The sequence below is a fragment of the Pseudomonas sp. zfem001 genome (assembly GCF_032621725.1).
GTDB lineage: Bacteria > Pseudomonadota > Gammaproteobacteria > Pseudomonadales > Pseudomonadaceae > Aquipseudomonas > Aquipseudomonas sediminis.
Genome location: NZ_JAVYJI010000001.1, coordinates 1,216,418 through 1,230,858, shown reverse-complemented (window position 1 = coordinate 1,230,858; position 14,441 = coordinate 1,216,418). Strand labels below are relative to the sequence as shown.

General features: G+C 63.5%; 16 protein-coding genes. 1 reads left to right on the top strand and 15 read right to left on the bottom strand.

Annotated elements, in window-relative coordinates; genetic code table 11:
- Positions 1–23: 23 nt before the first annotated feature.
- Genes RTH74_RS05770 through RTH74_RS05725 form a run of 10 tightly spaced genes read right to left on the bottom strand, consistent with a single transcriptional unit; the run spans position 24 to position 7,876 of the window.
- Positions 24–449, bottom strand: a complete 426-nt coding sequence (locus RTH74_RS05770) for an acyl-CoA thioesterase (RefSeq protein WP_179571429.1) — start codon at positions 447–449, stop codon at positions 24–26.
- Positions 442–1,983, bottom strand: coding sequence for an aromatic amino acid ammonia-lyase (locus RTH74_RS05765; protein ID WP_316914048.1), 1,542 nt, complete (start codon positions 1,981–1,983; stop codon positions 442–444). Before RTH74_RS05765 ends, RTH74_RS05770 begins: the two co-directional genes overlap by 8 nt.
- Positions 1,964–2,911, bottom strand: coding sequence for a glycosyl transferase (locus tag RTH74_RS05760; RefSeq protein ID WP_316914047.1), 948 nt, complete (start codon positions 2,909–2,911; stop codon positions 1,964–1,966). Before RTH74_RS05760 ends, RTH74_RS05765 begins: the two co-directional genes overlap by 20 nt.
- Positions 2,908–3,654, bottom strand: a complete 747-nt coding sequence (locus RTH74_RS05755; protein WP_316914046.1) for a glycosyltransferase family 2 protein — start codon at positions 3,652–3,654, stop codon at positions 2,908–2,910. Before RTH74_RS05755 ends, RTH74_RS05760 begins: the two co-directional genes overlap by 4 nt.
- The gene (locus RTH74_RS05750) at positions 3,647–5,311 is read right to left on the bottom strand and encodes an AMP-binding protein (RefSeq protein WP_316914045.1); all 1,665 of its coding nucleotides are present in this window, start codon (positions 5,309–5,311) and stop codon (positions 3,647–3,649) included. Before RTH74_RS05750 ends, RTH74_RS05755 begins: the two co-directional genes overlap by 8 nt.
- Positions 5,308–5,853, bottom strand: coding sequence for a hypothetical protein (locus RTH74_RS05745; protein WP_125833640.1), 546 nt, complete (start codon positions 5,851–5,853; stop codon positions 5,308–5,310). Before RTH74_RS05745 ends, RTH74_RS05750 begins: the two co-directional genes overlap by 4 nt.
- A gap of 4 nt (positions 5,854–5,857) precedes the next feature.
- A complete protein-coding gene (locus RTH74_RS05740) occupies positions 5,858–6,124 on the bottom strand; it encodes an acyl carrier protein (protein WP_316914044.1) in 267 nt (88 codons plus the stop codon).
- Positions 6,125–6,136: 12 nt separating this feature from the next.
- Positions 6,137–6,397, bottom strand: coding sequence for a phosphopantetheine-binding protein (locus RTH74_RS05735; RefSeq protein WP_125833638.1), 261 nt, complete (start codon positions 6,395–6,397; stop codon positions 6,137–6,139).
- On the bottom strand, positions 6,378–7,187 hold the full coding sequence (locus RTH74_RS05730) for a lysophospholipid acyltransferase family protein (protein WP_316914043.1): 810 nt from the start codon (positions 7,185–7,187) through the stop codon (positions 6,378–6,380). The genes RTH74_RS05735 and RTH74_RS05730 overlap by 20 nt, the downstream gene beginning before the upstream one ends.
- Entirely contained in the window at positions 7,160–7,876 is a 717-nt protein-coding gene (locus tag RTH74_RS05725) for a beta-ketoacyl synthase chain length factor (RefSeq protein ID WP_125833637.1), read from the bottom strand. Before RTH74_RS05725 ends, RTH74_RS05730 begins: the two co-directional genes overlap by 28 nt.
- Before the next feature lie 249 nt (positions 7,877–8,125).
- Between RTH74_RS05725 and RTH74_RS05720 the strand changes: the two genes are divergently transcribed.
- Complete coding sequence (locus tag RTH74_RS05720; RefSeq protein ID WP_099522777.1) at positions 8,126–8,896, top strand: ParA family protein; 771 nt, start codon at positions 8,126–8,128, stop codon at positions 8,894–8,896.
- Between the two features lie 45 nt (positions 8,897–8,941).
- Here RTH74_RS05720 and RTH74_RS05715 read toward each other — a convergent pair whose 3' ends face one another.
- The 5 genes from RTH74_RS05715 to selO form a co-directional block, all read right to left on the bottom strand.
- Positions 8,942–9,739 (bottom strand): universal stress protein, encoded by a 798-nt coding sequence (locus RTH74_RS05715; protein ID WP_316914042.1) that lies wholly within the window; start codon positions 9,737–9,739, stop codon positions 8,942–8,944.
- A gap of 122 nt (positions 9,740–9,861) precedes the next feature.
- The gene (locus tag RTH74_RS05710; RefSeq protein ID WP_316914041.1) at positions 9,862–10,305 is read right to left on the bottom strand and encodes a YiiD C-terminal domain-containing protein; all 444 of its coding nucleotides are present in this window, start codon (positions 10,303–10,305) and stop codon (positions 9,862–9,864) included.
- A gap of 92 nt (positions 10,306–10,397) precedes the next feature.
- On the bottom strand, positions 10,398–10,832 hold the full coding sequence (trxC, locus tag RTH74_RS05705) for a thioredoxin TrxC (RefSeq protein ID WP_316914040.1): 435 nt from the start codon (positions 10,830–10,832) through the stop codon (positions 10,398–10,400).
- A gap of 58 nt (positions 10,833–10,890) precedes the next feature.
- Complete coding sequence (locus tag RTH74_RS05700) at positions 10,891–12,681, bottom strand: SLC13 family permease (RefSeq protein ID WP_316914315.1); 1,791 nt, start codon at positions 12,679–12,681, stop codon at positions 10,891–10,893.
- Between the two features lie 281 nt (positions 12,682–12,962).
- Positions 12,963–14,426, bottom strand: a complete 1,464-nt coding sequence (gene selO, locus RTH74_RS05695) for a protein adenylyltransferase SelO (RefSeq protein WP_316914039.1) — start codon at positions 14,424–14,426, stop codon at positions 12,963–12,965.
- Positions 14,427–14,441: the final 15 nt, after the last annotated feature.

Sequence of the window (14,441 nt, the reverse complement as noted above, 5' to 3'; positions counted from 1 at the left end):
AAAACGTCGCCAGATCACGGGGGTCATGCCAGCGCCTTCTGCACGGCATCGATGAACACCTGTGGCGAGGCGAACTGCATTTCTCGCGTGGCGATCTCCACGGCAACCTGCACGGTGCTGCCGCGGGTCATGCGTTCGCCGGTCTCAGCATCGCTGATCAGGTAGTTGATCTTCAGGCGGCTTTCCCATTCCACCAGGTCGGCGCGCACGATGATGCGCTGGCCGAACTGGGCGCCGCGCACATAGCGTACCTGCAGGTCGATCACCGGCCAGGCGTAGCCGGAGTCGCGCATCTGCCGGTAGTTGTGGTCGAGCTTGTCGAGCAGAGCGCAACGCGCCTGCTCGAAGTATTTGACGTAGTGGCCGTGCCAGACGATTTCCATCATGTCGACGTCATAGAACTGCACCTGCAGTTCGATTTCCGCCTGCAGTACGCCCTTGCTACGCATACAGCCTCCAGTGCTGAGTGCGGATGCGCTCCAGGCACAGGCGCAGCTCACCTTCCAGGGCGCGATCTTCGATCACTGGCGGGAAATCGCTGGCCAGTTGTTCGCGCATGGCGGCCAGCGGTGCGGGAATGTCCTGCTTGCCGGCGCGCTCGCGCAGCCACACGCCCTGGTTGGCGGCCAGCAGCGTGGCAGCGGCGACCTGTTCGGTCAGCTCCAGGCTGCGCAGGGCATCGCGTGCGGCGATGGTGCCCATACTCACCTTGTCCTGGTTGTGGCACTCGGTGGAGCGCGAGAACACGCTGGCCGGCATGGTGTTCTTCAGTGCTTCGGCAGTCCAGGCGCTGGCGCCGATCTGCACGGCCTTGAAGCCGTGGTTGATCATCGCCGTCTCGACTGGCGCGCCGGACAGGTTGCTCGGCAGACCGTGGTTGTAGCGAGTGTCGACCAGCAGGGCGAGCTGGCGGTCGAGCAGGTCGGCGACGTTGCCGACCAGGTTTTTCAGGCTGTCCATGGCGAAGGCGATATGCCCGCCATAAAAGTGGCCGCCGTGCAGGGTGCGCTCGGTCTCGGCATCGAATAGCGGGTTGTCGTTGGCGCTGTTGAGTTCGATCTCGATGAACTGGCGCAGCAGGCCCAGGCTATCGGCCAGCACGCCAAGCACATGTGGCGCGCAACGGATCGAATAGCGATCCTGCAGGCGATGTAGCGGCGGCAGTGGCGCTTCGACGGCCAGATCCTGGCGAATCCAGGCGGCGACCTGGGTCTGGCCCGGGTGCGGCTTGGCGGCGAACAGGCGCTCGTCGAAGTGCTCCGGATTGCCTTCCAGGGCGATCACGTTGAGCGCGGTGATGCGCGTCGCCAGCTTCAGCAGGTAGTCAGCGCGGGCGTAGGCCAGGCAGGCCAGGGCGGTCATCACGGCGGTGCCGTTCATCAGCGCCAGGGTCTCTTTAGGGCGCAGGGTCAGTGGCGTCCAGCCGAGTTCTTCATGCACCTCGGCGGCGCTGCGGCGCTCGCCTTTGTAGAGTACTTCGCGCTCACCGCTGAGGGTGGCGGCGACGTAGGACAGTGGAGTGAGGTCGCCGCTGGCGCCGACCGAGCCTTCTTCCGGGATCAAGGGCAACACGTCGTGCTCGATGAACGCCTGGATACGCTCCAACAGTTCCACGCGCACCCCGGACACGCCGTGGCACAGCGACTGCAATCGGGCGGCGAGCACCGCGCGGGTACTGGGGGCGTCGAGCAGTTTGCCTAGGCCACAACCGTGGAAGGTGAACAGGTGGTGGGGCAGCGCCTCGACCTGATGCAGCGGCACCGCGACCACGCAGGAGTCGCCGTAGCCGGTGGTGACGCCGTAGATCACGCCTTCCTTGTCCAGCAGGGTGTCGAGGAAACGTGCGCCCTTGGCGATCTTTTCCCGGTAGGCGGCATCGTCCTGCAGCTGGGCACGGGCCTGCCGCTGCGACAGGGCTACGATGTTCTCGATGGTCAGGGCGCGCTCGCCGAAGATCACCGGCTCAGGCTGGTATGTCGTCATCTCGCTTCCAGAAAGGGTAGAAGTTGAACCATTGTTGCGGTGCGTCCAGGCAGTGTTCGCCCAGGCGCTGCGCGTAACGTTGTGCCCAGTCGTGAACCACCTGATCGCGCTCGCTGCGCTTCCAGCTCACGGCATCGGCGAAGTGTTCCAGACGCACCTGGTAGCGCCCATCGATTTTCAGGCAGTGCATCAGCCCGACCGGGCATTGCAGCAGGCCAGCCAGCAACCAGGGACCTTGCGGAAACGCTGCCGGCAGACCGAGGAAATCGACCACCACGCTGCGCCCGCCATGTAGCGGCACGCGGTCGCCAGCGATAGCCAGCCACTCGCCGCGCTCCAGGCGCTCGGCCAGTTGCAGCATGATCGCCGGGTCCAGTTCGCTGACCTGAATCAGGCGTAGGTTGCTGGCGCCGGACTCGCCCAGCAGGCGGTTGAAGCGCTCGGCGTGCTTGGTGTGCACCAGCACGTTCATGCATACCTGCTCGCCGAGTTCGGCCAGGGCGCGGCAGACTTCCAGATTACCCAGGTGGGCGCCGACCAGCAGGCGTCCGCGACCACCGCTATGCAGTTGGCCGCGGATGTCGTCGGGATCGTCCAGTTGCAACTGCTGCAGTGGCAGGCGGCCGTTCCACACATCGAGCTTGTCCAGCAGGCTATCGGCGAACGCCAGGAACTGACGCAACACAGAGCTGCGGCTTGGGCGCAGATCGGGGCGTGCGCTCCAGGCGGCCAGGTTGTTCTGATACTGATGAATGCTGGTGCGTGCACTACGGCCGAAGAGGTAGAAGTACAGGACGATCAGGTACAGCAGCGGTACCAGGGGGCGGCGGCCAAGCAGGCGCGCGGCCGCGACGGTGAAACGCATCAGCAGGAAACTGCCGCGCTCCTTCTGCCGGGCCCAGTGCTCGTTTTGTTCGGCAGCGCTCATGCGACCAGCCTGCGCCAGAGAATGCGCGGCGCGCGCAGCAGCATGCCGAAGAACAACCGGGCATGCATGCCCGAGATCAGCAGGTTGTCGTGCCACAGGCGAAAGTGCGAGAGGCCGTCGGCCGGGTAGTGCACCCGCGTTGGCAACCAGTGCATCGGCTGTTCACGCCAGGCCATGCGCACCAGTATCTCGGTGTCGAAATCCATGCGCCGGCCGAGCTTCACCGTATCGAGCAGGGCCAGGGTGGCCGGCAGTGGGTAGATGCGAAAGCCACACATGGAGTCGCGAATCTGCAGCGACAGGCAGTTGATCCAGACCCAGACGTGGGTCAGGTAGCGGGCGTAGAGGCGTGACTTGGGCACGCTCGCATCGTACTGCGGGTAACCGCAGACCAGCGTTTGCGGATGAGCGCGAGCGGTGGTGATGAAATGATCCAGGGTGCTCAGATCGTGTTGACCATCAGCGTCTACCTGCAGGGCGTGGCTGTAGCCAAGGCGCGCGGCCTCGCGCAGACCGGCCATCACTGCGCCGCCTTTCCCCTGGTTGCTCGGCAGGCGTAGCAGGTGAATGTTCGGCTGCTGCGCCAGTTCATCCATAACCGCAGCGCAGGCCGCGTTCGAGCCGTCGTCCACCAGCAGGCATGGCAATCCAGCGCTGCGCAGTTGCCCGACCACGCCGGGCAACGGCCGCTCGTGGTTGTATACCGGGATCACCGCGCAGGGATTGAAGTCTGGCTCAGCCATGGGCCGGCTCCAGCAGAATGCGCCCTGAGGAACAGGCAGCCTCGCCATTGCGGTAGGCGAAGTAGAGCTTGCCGCGTTCGGCGTCGAAGCGCAGCGACAGCTGCAGGGTGTCGCCGGGGCGTACCAGTTGCTGGAACTTGAGCACTTCCATACCGGCGAAGCGCGGCGGCATGTCGATGATCAACTGGCGCGCCAGTTGCTGCGCCCAATCGACCTGCACCACGCCCGGCAGTACCGGCGTCTGTGGGAAGTGGCCGGTGAAGTGGGCAAGGTCCAGTGGCACCTGCAGTTGCAGCAGCCATTCGCCGTCACGTTCTTCGGCGCTGACAGGCTCTACCCTCGTTGGTCGTGGCGCAGCCAGCAGGTCGTCGATCTGGCTCTGCGCCAGCTTGCCCTGGCTGCTGTAGGGCAATTCCAGCAGCAGACGCCAGCGGCGCGGCAGGGCGATGGTTTCGCAGTGTTCGGCCAGGTGTCGACGCAGGGTTTCGGTCACGGTACGGCGGCCCTGGTTGCGCAGGGCATGCACGCCGTTGGCGCTCAGCGCCAGCACGGCGCCGAGGAAGGCGCGGCCTTCCTGGATAACGCCCAGGCGGGCATCGGCAACCCAGTCATGATTGACCAGTGCCTGCTCGATCATGGGCAGGGAGATGCGCTTCTCCTCCAGCTTGACGATGCGATCCAGTCGTCCGCGCAGGACGAAACGACCGTCGTCACCGATCTCGGCGGCATCCGCGCTCTGTTCGATATGTCCGGCTGGCAAATATGGCGAGGCGATGCGCAGGGCTCCGGCCTCATCCAGGCTCAGTTCGACGCCGGTGAACGGTTGCCAAGGCGTGTCACCCTGGCGCCAGCCGATACCGCCGGTTTCCGAACTGCCATAGATTTCCGTCGGCCATTGGCCCAGGCGGTCATGCAGGGCCTGCGCTGCTTCGGCGGGCAGGGCGCCGCCGGAAGAGAACACCTGCTTCACCCGGCTCAGCGCCAGCCAGTCTAGGTTGTCGCCCATGCGCTTGAGCAGGGCCGGGCTGGCGACCCAGACGAAATGGGGCTGACTGAGGCTGACCTGCTGCAGGTCTTCAGGGAATGGCAGGGCGCGGCTGTGCACCGGGCGACCGGCGCATAGCGGCCACAGCAGGCGGAACAGCAGGCCATAGATATGCTGGCAGGCGACGCTGCCGAGAATGGTCGCGTTGCCCAGGTTGGCACCCCAGAGCTCTTCCAGAGCGCTGACCTCGTTGGCCAGTTGCGCCAGGCTCTTGTCGATCAGCTTGGGTTCGCCGCTGGAGCCCGAGGTGCACAGCGTCAGGCAGCAGTGCTCGGGGTCGAGAGCGGCAGCGGGCAGCGCCTCGGCGTCCAGCCCTGACAAATCATCCAGCCACAGATCGACCTGGGCTGCCAAACGTTGGCGGGTCTGCACTTGGGCATCGGCGGGCAACAGCACCTGTACCCCGGCGCGCCAGGCACCAAGCAGGGCGATCGCCAGCTCGCCGGCATCTTCCAGATACAGTGCCACGCGCTTTACGCCATGCCCCTGTAGGGCAGCGGCCAGGCGCAAGGCGCGCTCACGCAGTTCTGGATGATGCAGTGCGGGTTCCAGAGCGACCTGGCGCTCGTGGTGAGTCTCGAGCAGCAGATCGGTGAGGGGCAGCCAGGTCATTCGTGTTTCCTTACTTGCTGGCGCACCAACCACTCGCCAGCGAACAACAGGCCTATCAGGCCGTAAGAGATTAATCCGGTGTACAGCGTCCACCAGGACAGCGGTGCCCACATCGCCAGTGCCATCAGTAGGACGGTATTGCCGAGGAAGAACAACGCCCACACCTTGGTGACGGTGCGCGTATAGCGCACGGCGACTTCCGGTAGCTCTGGCTCGCGCAGGCGCGCCATGCGTTCTACCAGCGGTGGGCCAAACTTCAGACTGAGTCCGAACAGCGCCAGCAGCATCAGGTTGAGCAGTACCGGGTACCAGCGCAGCAGTGCCGGTTCGTTGGCGACGCCGAGCAGCAGGCAGAACACCAATGCTGCCACGGCCAGCCACAGGCCGCCCGGCCGGCGCCGTGCCGTCAGAGCGCGGGCTAGCCAGAGGCCGCCCAGCAGCGCGGCGAACACGCGTGGCGACCAGTGCTCCAGGCCGTAATAGACGGCGAATGGATAGAGGATGCCGGCGATCAGCAACAGCAGGCCAAACAGGCGAGCCATGGGGTCAGTCTTGGGCCTGAGGAACGTCATTGATCAGGCGATAGACGGCCTCGACCACATCGCCCACGCTGCGCACGCTTTTGAACTCTTCCGCAGCGAGCTTGCGCCCGGTCTGGCGCTTGATATGGTCGATCAGGTCGACCGCGTCGATGCTGTCGATTTCCAGGTCTTCATACAGGCTGGCGTCCAGGGTCACACGCTCGGCATCCAGCTCGAACAGCTCCACCAGGGCGCTACGCAGGGTAACGAAGATTTCTTCACGGCTTTGCATCGCGGATAGTCCTCAAGCAACTTGCTGGGCAGAAACGAACGCAGCCAGGCTCGCGACGTTGGCGAAATGCTTGCGCGTGTCCTTGGCTTCAGCGTCGATCTTGATGCCGAAACGCTTCTGGATCGCCAGCCCCAGTTCGAGTGCGTCTACCGAGTCCAGGCCGAGCCCTTCGCCGAACAGCGTCTGCTCCGCGCCAATGTCATCGGCGCTCATGTCCTCGAGGCCGAGGGCATCGATAATCAGGTTCTTGATTTCAAGTTGCAGATTGCTCATCTGAGGCGAGCTCCTTCATAAAGTGTTGATGCAGATGGTCGTTGAGCTTGCGCGAGGCAATCGGCAGTGGTGCCTGCTCGGTGAATTGCCGCGGATCGATATCCTCTCCGACCCGCAGGCGAAAGTGAAAACGGCGCGACGGAATGCTGTACCAGGGTTCGGCCTTGGTCAGGGTGGTCGGTGTCACGCTGATGACCACCGGGGTCACCACGCTAGCGCCGCGTACCGCAATAGCCGCTGCACCCCGATGAAACTCCGGGTTGGTGCCGGGTACGGTGCGGGTGCCTTCGGGGAAAATGATCAGGGTTTCGCCGCTTTGCAGGGCGCCGGCAGCTTCATCGAGCATGTCCATGCTGCCGCTGTTGCTGATGTACTGGGCGGCGCGAATCGGCCCGCGCATGCAGGGGTTTTCCCACAGGCTCTGTTTGACCACGCAGTTGGCGTCGCGGATGAAGGCGATCAGCACGACCACGTCGATCAGCGAGGGGTGATTGGCGATCACCATTTGCCCTGGACGGCCCAGGCGTTCTGCGCCCTCGACCTCATAGGTGAGTACACCGGTGCGGAACATGAACTCGACGAATAGGCGAAACGTCCGGCTGACCACGGCGCGTGCTCGGGTACGCCGACGCAGGACGTCGCCGGGCAGCAGGCTGAGCAGGGGGAAGACCAGCACGCGTAGCAGCACACCGCCGACGCCAAAGAGGGCGAAGCTCAGTGCTGTGGCGACAAGCCTCCATGCATAAGGCGGGCTGTAAGGGCTCAGGCCTCGTTGCGTGACCAGGTCCATTGGCGGTCTTTCCAGTAATGAGTCAGCGTTCGCTGCCCGCCATGGAAGGCGCGCAGCAGGTTCAGGGGGTGTGGCCAGGCGGCGGGTAAGCCGGATTCGGCGGGAGCGAGGCTCAAGGTCCAGGTTGTGCCCGGTTTCAGCAGCAGAGCCAGCGCGTAGGAGAAGGGTACGTCATCTATATAGGGCGTGTAGAGGTCAGGCGGTAATTCTTCTGCAATAACTAGTAACACTGCAGGAGCGCCTTCGGCCAGCAGGCCACTTGCTTCGACCATGGCCTGTTCCAGGCCGTCGCCGGCGGCGGCCATGGCGGTCATCTCGCTACGGTCTTCACGCAGGATCGACCACAGGCCGATGATGGCGTTGTGCACAGACAGGCTGAATTGGGTAGGCGACAGCGGCTCGCCCTTTGCCAGTTCGTTGAGGATTGCCAGCGTGCGTGGGGTTTCGCCATGGCGCGAGGCGAACACCAGGGGTAAAGGGCCTTGGCCTTCTGCCAGTGGCCAGGCGACATGGAACAGCATTCGCGCCAGTCGGCTTAGACGACGCCGCTGCATGGCGGGTAGAAAGCTTACGTCCGGCTGCTGCTGGTCGTCAGGCACGACCGTGGGGGCGCTGCACCAGGCCCGCCAATCATCCTCTGACTCCAGGCCGGGGGCCCAGGCGCGCAATCCTTCGATCTGGAAATTCATAGCACGAGGCTTTTCGCCACTCCGGGCATACTGGGCGGCACGACGAGTCGCCTGAAAGAGACGGCGTCAGTCAGTGCCATGGCATAGTGCCGGTACTTGTTCGGGCGGGCATTATCTAGATGCGCGCGGCACTGTGCAAATGTTGCGCAGCTTCTTCTGATGGGCGGATGATGGCGATGTGGCCTACGTCTCGTGCTTGTCATGGGCTTTGCATAGAATTCGGAACATTCCAGATCAGGGAGAGCGGCGATGCGACGTGTGGTGTTCAACCAGAAGGGGGGCGTGGGCAAGTCCAGCATCGCCTGTAATCTCGCGGCGGTCAGTGCGGCGCAGGGCTACCGTACGCTGCTGATCGACCTGGATGCCCAGGCCAATTCGACCCATTACCTCACCGGGCTGACCGGCGAGGAGATTCCCATGGGTATTGCCGACTTCTTCAAGCAGACCCTGGCTTCCGGGCCTTTTGCCAAGAAGGGCAAGGTGGATATCTACGAGACGCCGTTCGACAACCTGCATGTGGTCACCGCCACGGCAGAGCTGGCCGAGCTGCAGCCCAAGCTCGAGCAGAAACACAAGATCAACAAGCTGCGCAAACTGCTCGACGAGTTGGCCGAAGATTACGACCACATCTACCTGGATACCCCGCCGGCACTGAATTTCTATACGGTTTCAGCCTTGATCGCCGCAGACCGCGTGTTGATTCCCTTCGACTGCGACAGCTTCTCGCGCAACGCGCTGTACGGCCTGCTGGCCGAGATCGAGGAGTTGAAGGAGGACCATAACGATGGTCTGGAGGTGGAAGGCATCGTGGTCAACCAGTTCCAGCCGCGCGCGACCTTACCGCAGCAGTTGCTGGACGAGCTGATCGCAGAAGGATTGCCGGTGTTGCCGGTAAACCTGATGAGCTCGGTGAAGATGCGCGAGTCGCACCAGGTGTGCACGCCGCTGATCCATCTGGATGCACGGCACAAACTGACCCAGCAGTTCGTCGAACTGCACGATCTGCTCAATCAGGCTTGAAGGTTTGTCAGCGATAAATCAAGGCGCCCGCGGGCGCCTTGTTCGTTAGCGCACCACGAACACGTCGCAAGGCGCCTTGTGCAGGAAGTGCTGCGCCAGGCTGCCCAGTAGCGCCTGAGAAAAGGCGCTACGGCCGTGGCTGCCGAGTACCAGCAGTTCTGCTCGACGCGTCTTGATCTGCTCCTGCAGGCTGCGCAGGATGCCGCCTTGCAGCACTTCATGGCTCAGCTTCGGGCCGTCCGCTGGAAGTTTCTGTGCTTCGTCGAGCAGTAGCTGATCGATCAGGCCGTGCTGGGTCTGCAGTTGCAGTTCGACCTGTTGCGGCGTGCCCTTGTCAGGTTCGAATACATGCAGGGCGTGCAACTCGGCATGGCCGGGCAGCAATTGATAGGCCTGGCCGAGTGCGCTGCAGGCGCACAGGGAAAAATCGATGGCGGCCAGCGCCCGCTGGTAAGGCTGGAAATCGTTGCGCGCTACCAGTAGCAGCGGCACGGTGCAGCGTCGGGCGATGCGATCGAGGCTGGTGCCGGAGAAGAAATCGTGACGCTTCTGATGCCCGCCCAGGACCAGCAGGTCGCAGCCGCTGTCCTGCACCTGTTGCAGCACCACCTCGGAAGGCTTGCCGCTGAGCATGCGCAGCTCTGTACCGGGCGGGGCGTATTGGGTCAGGCTGCGATCCAGCGCCTGGCGCGCTTTCTCATGCTGGTCGCTGCTCTGGCTCGGGTCGAGCACATGGAGCATGGTCAGGCGGGCGTTATGCTGCTGGGCCAGTTGGGTGGCGCGGCATAGCGCCATGTCAGCTGTGTCGCGCAGGTCATGGGCGATGAGGATGTGCTTGAACATGGTGACGGCTCTCCTGCCGATACCCCTCGGCAATTTTATTGTGCCTGTTCAGATAGCCGCTCTTTTGACCTATGGCAAGGTCAGGGACTGTTACCGAGTGCGAATGCAGGCAGCGGCGCCATTCAGCGTAAACGCAATTGGTAGTGGCCGCGACTTTCTGCGACTACTTCTCCATCACCGTCGGTCAGTTGCAGCTCCAGCAGGTAATCGGCCTTGCCCTGGTGGCTGGCCTGTTCTTCCAAGCGAGCGATTTCCTCGGCCGAAAGGCGCGCCTCGACCTCGATATCACCCGTAGCGGGGCGACGAAAACGCAGGTTCATTTCCTTTATGATGGGGTAGAAGCGCTGGGCGTCGAAGCTGGTCAGAAACAGCGCGCCGCCGGGTATTTCCGCCAGGGTGAAGAGAGCGCCGGCGTACATGCTGCCGATATGATTCTGGTTGCCTTGCAGGGGCATGCGCAGGCGCACGAAACCTGGTTCCAGCACCTCGGCCTTGAGGCCGCTGCGTTTGACGAAGGCGATCTGTTCTTCGGTGAGTTGGCGGGCGATTTCAACGGGCAGCGGCATGGCGAAACTCCTTGAGCGGACGTTTTGCCAGACTAAGGGGCCGGTGGCGCGCTGCAATTGACCGCAGCGCCCGTGGCGAGTGACCGAAGCGCTCAGATGCCCTGCTGACGCAACCATGCCTGCAGTTGCGGCAGTGGCATGGCGCCGCTCTGACGCGCCACCTCGATGCTGCGCTTGAACAGGATCAGGCTGGGAATCGAACGGATACCCAATTGCCCGGCCAGGTTCGGGTTGGCCTCGCTGTCCAGTTTGCCCAGGCGGCAACGCCCCTGTAGTTGTGCGGCTACCTGCTGAAAGGTTGGCGCGAAGGCCTGGCAGGGACCGCACCAACTGGCCCAGACGTCCACCAGCAATGGCAGGTCGCCCTTCAACTGACTGGCGAAGTTGGCTTGGGTCAGGGTGATCGGCGCAGCGGGCAGCACTTCACTCTTGCAGCGACCGCAGCGCGGGGCGTCGTTCAGGCGCTCGGCAGGAATGCGGTTGAGCCCGTTGCAGTGCGGGCAGGGAATCAGCAGCGGATCGGACATGAGGTGAGGCTCCGTGGGTCATGCGTCTTAGATGGAGCCAGCGCCTGCGGATATCGAGTCAGAGCGGGGTCAGCGGGAAGAACCAGGGGATGACCACCGTAGCGACGCCCCACAGCAGCAGGTTCAGCGGAATACCGATCTTCATGAAGTCGGTGAAGCGGTAGCCACCGGCGTTGTAGACGAAGGTGTTGGTCTGGTAGCCGATCGGGGTGGCGAAGCTGGCGCTGGCGGCGAACATCACCGCGACCACGAAGGCGCGTGGATCGACGCCCAGGTGCTGAGCCATGCCGATGGCGATGGGCGTCACCAGCACCGCGACTGCATTGTTGGACAGCATCTCGGTAAGGATGGATGTGAACAGGTAGATGAAGCTCAGCATCAGCAGCGGTCCGGCCCAGGGCAGCCAGCCCATGACGTTTTCCACCAGCAGCTTGACCAGGCCGACCTTGTCCATGGCGATGCTGATGGCCAGCATGCCGAAGATCAGGCTGAGGATCTTCCAGTCCACGGCCTTGTAGGCGTCTTCCACGTCCAGGCAGCGGGTCGCCAGCACGGTGACGGCGCCGATGATCGCCAGCCCTTCGATAGGCATCACACCGAAGGCCGCCAGCAGCATCACAGCGAGGGTCGAGATAATTGCGATGGGCGCCTTGTCGCGGCGGAAGGCGCGCTCCTGCACGGCGTTGAGGCTGATCAGCTCGCCGTTGTCGGCGAAGCGTTTGATCTGCGCCGGTGTGCCTTCGACCAGCATCACGTCGCCGAATTGCAGCTCGAAATCATCCAGGTTGCCCTGCACGTTCTCGTCCTGGCGGTGCACGGCGAGCACGGCGATGCCGTAACGTGCGGTGAGGTCGAGATCGCGCATTGGGCGGTGGCTGTAGCGCGAGTTACGCCCGACGATGGCCTCGGCGAGGATCACGTCGTGGCTGCTGATGGTCTCGAAGGCGTCACTACGGTTGAAACTCAGGTGGCCGCTTTCGCGCAGCTCCACCACATCCTTGACCTGGCCATGCAGCACCAGGCGGTCGCCACTGGCCAGCAGGGTTTCGGCGCTGGGTTCGGTCAGCTCCTGCTCTTCACGGAACAGCTTGAGCACCTGCAGGCCGCTGCCGCCATTGAGGTTGGCCTCGTGCAATGTTTTGCCGATCATCGGCGAGTTGTGCGGTACCAGCAGTTCGGTCATGAAGGTGCGCGGCAGATCAGGGCGCAGCTGGCGTGACAGGGTCTCGCGTTCCGGCAGCAGGCGATGACCGATGGTCAGCAGGTAGAGCATGCCGCAGGCGGCCATGACCAAGCCGACACCGGTGATTTCGAAGATGCCAAAGGGCGCGAGGCCGGCCTTGCGCGCGACGCCGTCGACCAGAATGTTGGTCGAGGTGCCGATCATGGTCAGGGTGCCGCCGAGGATGGTGGCGTAGGACAGCGGGATCAACAGCTTCGATGGCAGGGTGCCGGCGCGGCGCGCCAGAGCAATGGCCACCGGGGTGAGGATGGCCACCACTGGTGTGTTGTTGAGGCAGGCAGATACCACCAGCGCGGTGACGGTGAGGCCGGTGAGCACGCGAATCGGGCTGGTGCCGACCAGATTACCCAGCCAATTGCCGAGAGCGTCGATGCAGCCGGTGCGCTCCAGCGCAGCGGAGAGCACGAACATGCAGGCGATGGTGACGGGAGCGGAGTTGGACAGCACACTGAGCACTTCGCCCGGCGTCAGCAGTTGGCTGACCAGCAAGGCGGCCACGGCGATGGCGGCGACTATGTCCGGGCTCCATTTCTCGCGAACGAAGGCATACAGCACCCAGATCAGCAGGGCGCCGACAAACAGCAGGGGCAGGGAATCCCAGAACATGAACATCCTTAGATCCTGTATCTGATTCAGGTGGCTGACGCGGCGTTTGGGCTCGCGGCGCTGGCTGACGAATCAGGGGCAGAATCTTTGCGTCGAATCTCGTGTGAGGTATCGGGCACGCACTGGGCGGCCTGGCAGGGCGCCAAGATAGAGGGGTTCTTTTAGATAGTCTAAGAATGTTTGGGCAGATTGATATGCCTTTTCGATTTAACAGATAAGCGCAGTCGAAAGGCCGGCCAACGTCTGTGAGCTGCCGCGCAACAGGCCGGCAGCACTACCACTCACGACGAACAGCTGATCTCCAGGTGCTTGCCCCATTCGGGCGGACGCTCGGCATAGCGTTCGAACCCCGGCTGCTCGTCGAACGGTCGTGACAGTACCGAATGCAGCTCGCGCACCGGAGCGTAGTCGCCTCGCTCTGCCGCTTCGATGGCGTGCTGGGCGAGGTAGTTGCGCAGGATGTACTTGGGATTGACCGTGTGCATGCGCGCCTGGCGTTCGCTCTGCTGCCCGCCTTCCAGTTCGCAGCGGGCCAGATAGTCGCGGCTCCAGGCATCGAAGCCGGCGAGGTCGACGAAATCATCGCGTACGACCTTGAGCGACTCGGCGGGTGCCTGGTCGCCGAGGTGGCGGAAGAACAAGGTGTAGTCGGTGGATTTACCGGCCTGCATCAGTTGCAGCAGACGCTGGATCAGCGCTTCGTCCTCCTCCTCGGCGCTGGTGAAGCCCAGGCGCTTGCGCATCAGGTCGAGGTAATGCGCCTGGTATAACGGCAGGAACAACTCCAAGGCCTCGCGCAATTGTTCGACCGCGGCGAATGGCGTCATGGCCTGAGCCAGTGCGGCGAGGTTCCAGTGGGCGATGGGCACCTGATTGCTGAAGCTGTAGCGGCCGGTGTCATCGGAGTGGTTGCAGATGTGGTTGGCGTCGAAGTCGTCGAGGAAGGCGTAAGGGCCGTAGTCGAAGGTGATGCCGAGGATCGACATGTTGTCGGTGTTCATCACGCCATGGCAGAAGCCGTAGGCCTGCCAGTGGGCGATCATCGCGGCGGTGCGTTCGATCACCTCGCGCAGCAGGGCCAGCCAGGGCTCGTCCTGCTCCAGGCAGGCGGGGAAGTGGCAGGCCATGACGTGTTCGCCGAGGGTCTTCAGATGCTCGTGCTGGCGCGTGTAGTAGAAGTACTCGAAATGGCCGAAGCGCACATGGCTCTGCGCCAGGCGTAGAACCATGGCTGCGCTTTCCTGCTTCTCGCGCCACACCGGCGTGCTCGATCCGGTCACGCACAGCGCGCGCGAGCTGGGGATGCCGAGGGCGTGCAGGTGTTCGCTGGCTAGAAACTCGCGGATCGAACTGCGCAGCACCGCGCGGCCGTCGCCCATGCGCGAGTATGGCGTCATGCCGGCGCCCTTGAGGTGCAGGTCCCAATGCTCACCGGCCAGGTTGACCACTTCGCCCAGCAGCAGTCCGCGACCGTCGCCCAATCGTGGGGTGTAGCCGCCGAACTGATGACCGGAATAGACCATGGCACGTGGCTCGGCTTCTTCCCAGATTTTGTGTCCGGCGAACAGTTCGGCGAACTCGGGGTGCTGCGCTTCGCTAGCGGCGAGATCGAGCAGAGCCAATGCAGACTCGCTCGCCACCACCAACCTTGGCTGCTCGATCGGCTCGGGCAGTATTTCGGTTGAGAACGCATCACCGAGGCGGGCGAAGCGGTTGTCGAAGCTCAGTGTATCGAGACTTTTCACCAGGGTTCCTAACTG

What these genes read in the sequence shown, in the direction of transcription:
- RTH74_RS05770 (WP_179571429.1), bottom strand. Translation starts at nt 449, where the DNA reads ATGCGTAGCAAGGGCGTACTGCAGGCGGAAATCGAACTGCAGGTGCAG.
- RTH74_RS05765 (WP_316914048.1), bottom strand. Translation starts at nt 1,983, where the DNA reads ATGACGACATACCAGCCTGAGCCGGTGATCTTCGGCGAGCGCGCCCTG.
- RTH74_RS05760 (WP_316914047.1), bottom strand. Translation starts at nt 2,911, where the DNA reads ATGAGCGCTGCCGAACAAAACGAGCACTGGGCCCGGCAGAAGGAGCGC.
- RTH74_RS05755 (WP_316914046.1), bottom strand. Translation starts at nt 3,654, where the DNA reads ATGGCTGAGCCAGACTTCAATCCCTGCGCGGTGATCCCGGTATACAAC.
- RTH74_RS05750 (WP_316914045.1), bottom strand. Translation starts at nt 5,311, where the DNA reads ATGACCTGGCTGCCCCTCACCGATCTGCTGCTCGAGACTCACCACGAG.
- RTH74_RS05745 (WP_125833640.1), bottom strand. Translation starts at nt 5,853, where the DNA reads ATGGCTCGCCTGTTTGGCCTGCTGTTGCTGATCGCCGGCATCCTCTAT.
- RTH74_RS05740 (WP_316914044.1), bottom strand. Translation starts at nt 6,124, where the DNA reads ATGCAAAGCCGTGAAGAAATCTTCGTTACCCTGCGTAGCGCCCTGGTG.
- RTH74_RS05735 (WP_125833638.1), bottom strand. Translation starts at nt 6,397, where the DNA reads ATGAGCAATCTGCAACTTGAAATCAAGAACCTGATTATCGATGCCCTC.
- RTH74_RS05730 (WP_316914043.1), bottom strand. Translation starts at nt 7,187, where the DNA reads ATGGACCTGGTCACGCAACGAGGCCTGAGCCCTTACAGCCCGCCTTAT.
- RTH74_RS05725 (WP_125833637.1), bottom strand. Translation starts at nt 7,876, where the DNA reads ATGAATTTCCAGATCGAAGGATTGCGCGCCTGGGCCCCCGGCCTGGAG.
- RTH74_RS05720 (WP_099522777.1), top strand. Translation starts at nt 8,126, where the DNA reads ATGCGACGTGTGGTGTTCAACCAGAAGGGGGGCGTGGGCAAGTCCAGC.
- RTH74_RS05715 (WP_316914042.1), bottom strand. Translation starts at nt 9,739, where the DNA reads ATGTTCAAGCACATCCTCATCGCCCATGACCTGCGCGACACAGCTGAC.
- RTH74_RS05710 (WP_316914041.1), bottom strand. Translation starts at nt 10,305, where the DNA reads ATGCCGCTGCCCGTTGAAATCGCCCGCCAACTCACCGAAGAACAGATC.
- trxC (WP_316914040.1), bottom strand. Translation starts at nt 10,832, where the DNA reads ATGTCCGATCCGCTGCTGATTCCCTGCCCGCACTGCAACGGGCTCAAC.
- RTH74_RS05700 (WP_316914315.1), bottom strand. Translation starts at nt 12,681, where the DNA reads ATGTTCTGGGATTCCCTGCCCCTGCTGTTTGTCGGCGCCCTGCTGATC.